Origin of the sequence: Salinivibrio sp. MA427, assembly GCF_001996115.1 — a bacterium.
GTDB lineage: Bacteria > Pseudomonadota > Gammaproteobacteria > Enterobacterales > Vibrionaceae > Salinivibrio > Salinivibrio costicola.
The window spans coordinates 1-2,801 of sequence record NZ_MUFH01000307.1 but is presented as its reverse complement, the minus strand read 5'-3'; the positions used below and the strand labels follow the sequence as shown (position 1 = coordinate 2,801).

The 2,801-nt window shown below is 45.5% G+C and carries 2 protein-coding genes; one reads left to right on the top strand and one right to left on the bottom strand.

Annotated features, from left to right (window positions below; genetic code table 11):
* Positions 1 to 1,030 (top strand): cysteine desulfurase family protein (locus BZG79_RS13700; RefSeq protein ID WP_077774679.1); only part of this gene is annotated, 1,030 nt, incomplete at its 5' end.
* Here the strand turns inward: BZG79_RS13700 and BZG79_RS13695 are convergent.
* Positions 1,017 to 2,801, bottom strand: a 1,785-nt coding sequence (locus BZG79_RS13695; RefSeq protein ID WP_077774678.1) for a DNA phosphorothioation-associated putative methyltransferase, incomplete at its 5' end; no start/stop codon positions are given. The genes BZG79_RS13700 and BZG79_RS13695 overlap by 14 nt on opposite strands.

The following is a 2,801-nucleotide window of genomic DNA, read 5'->3' as shown; positions in this document are numbered from 1 at the left end:
TTCTACACCAGTGTCTCAGCGTGTTTTAGATGCCATGAAACCTTGGCAGAACGAAAAGTTTGCGAATGCCTCGTCAGCTCACCAAGCGGGGCTAGCCAGCGCTCAGGCACTCCAAGAAGCAAGGGAGTGTATCGCTGAGAAGATAGGGGCGTTACCGAGCGAGATTATTTTTACGAGTGGAGCGAGCGAAGCGAATAACCTCGCACTAAAAGGTGTCGCTTTTAAATATCTAGATAGCAAAGGCCACATCATAACGTCAGAGATTGAACACAAGTGTATTCTCAATACTTGTGCATTTCTCGAGTCAATTGGCTTCGAAGTGACTTACCTCGCACCGGATAGGGATGGTCGTATCTCACCATCGTCTCTCGCAGCTGAAATTCGAAGTAATACTATTTTGATTTCCATTCACCACGTCAATAATGAACTCGGTACTATTCAACCCATAAAAGAATTTGGTGCGATAGCTTTTGAAAACAATATCCGCTTTCACACTGACGCTGCTCAGAGCTTTTGCAAGTGTGATATCGACGTAGACGATATGGATATCGATATGCTCTCAATATCAGGTCACAAAATCTACGGTCCGAAAGGCATTGGTGCGCTTTACGTGCGGGATGCCAGAGACTCTGAGCTAGTCCCCCTGATTCACGGTGGCGGCCAAGAAGCAGGGTTGCGAGGCGGCACTTCTCCAACCCCTTTGATTGTTGGCCTAGCGGCCGCGGTAGAATCTTATCCAACGAAATCAGATTCTATCGAAAAGCAATTTCTCGACGTTATCGCAAAGTTTGACTTTACAAGAAACGGCGGTGTGTCGGTAGTGCCGTCGACGTGGAGCGTTACATTCCAAACAGATGAAGAAGTGAAGCGCTTTATGAGCGATTATCCTTGGCTGATTTCTCAAGGCTCTGCATGTAATGCGCTCTCAAATGTGGCTTCACATGTCCTAACAGCAATTGGGATGTCCGAAGAAACCGCCCGGCGAACCTATCGCATCAGCCTCCCTCCGCACCAGATTAGCGAGAGTTGAGCCTAAAGCCGGAGACGGTTTTTCCAGCTTGAAGCAAACGCTCTTCGTACATTTGCCGGTGTAATATGACTTCATTGGTTGCTGTAGTCCCTAAGAGCTTTGATAATCGCAGATCAAAGTTCTTTTGCTTATTATATTGATCACTCTGTGTATCAAGCAACAAATGTTTATTGAGCAAGGGTGGGCGCCGCTCTTTATCAACATAGTCAAAAAAATCGATATCTTGTTCTGCCATCTTTATCTTCGTTCTTTCGACTAAATACGGGACTGATTTTTCAAAATCATCATATTGAGTCAAGGTAAGCTTACCAGAGTTGATATGTATTTTGATCAGGTCAATGGAGTCATCGAGTTCGCCGTACATCTGCAATGCAGCGCCAACATAAACGCGTAAAAGAAGCGGTAACTTTTCTGTATAGCTTTTGTGGAAAATCAGAGAGTGCCCTTCTTTGAGGATGCTCGCCGGTAATTGATGGTGAGCTTTGACACACTGCTCACCAATGAGCTTCGTATCCGCTATCGCAAAAAGTAGCTCGGTCGCGAGATTAATAGCTGTACGATGATCATCGAATAAAGCTTTAATATCACGCCTTAGGCTTTTAGGCTGTTGTGTGTAGGGTTTCCGTTTGTCAAATAACCCCATAGAGAAATAGACAAGTAGGTCCTCTTTTCGGGATTTTTCTGCATTGAAAAATTCCCGGGTATCGAACATTTCCTGAAGCAAACCAAACACTTTTTTATGAGAACCAATTAGACTTCTCACCTCTTCCGAACGGTTAAATTCGTCATTTGCCGGCACCCGGCCGAGCTCGAGGCACACGTTCCAAAAATCGTCAAATAGAGCGCTGTTTTGGCTGATCACCAAGTTGGCTTTGTCTTTACTCTCAATAGGCTGAGGTGATGTCAGTTGCTGCCAAGTATGGTGCCGTTGGTACTTACTTTGGAGGTAACGTTGTTCTTCTAGCTTATCTTTGAATACGTAGAAGATGCCCGGTGCAACAGCAATAGCATCCTCTTGCAAAGAACGTTCTAGGTATCCTTTGAATTCTGACTGTGCGTAGTATTTTTGGAATGTGTTTCTCGACGTAATCACCCCATCCTTATAGGGCTGGAACTGCGCGATGTACGAATCATTAGCCAGCATGATAGAAACTACCAGTACTTTGTTTGCGAACTCCCAAGCGCTCAATAGTGCTTCAAGGCGCTCATCTTGGTCTTCGATAACATTTAGGACAAACCCCAAGTTCACAATGTCTGAATTAACTTTATCGTTATCAGGCGAGAAAACCGGGTCCCAGCCCAACACATCGAGCCCATGCGCTTCAAGCTCTCTTAGGTCATCTCCTCGGCCACACCCGTAGTCGAAAATAGAAAACCGTCCATCTAGGTAACCTTGTTTAGCCAATGTCTTCATTGGTCCTGATAGCTCATGACGTACAATGGCGGTTTTGTAGCGATCTATCCCGGGCTCTTGTGGAGTATCACGCGATGTATCCAGATCGTTTTTCAGTAACCTCCCATCGACTAATCGGTATCCTTTTTTTTTGATCAGGTTTAACCACGACTGTTTGAAGCCAATAGTGCGGGGGTTCTCGTATAGGCCCGCCTCCTCGCCTTCATTAGTCAGCGCGGTAAAGAGCTCAAAATGATCACTGCTCGGTAGAATCATCGTTTCTTTTCGATGAAGGATCGGTGGATTTTCTGAAGAGCGGTAACAAGTCACTTTATGGCTCAGCTTGCTCAGATCTACATTTAGGCTCTGCTCTAACGC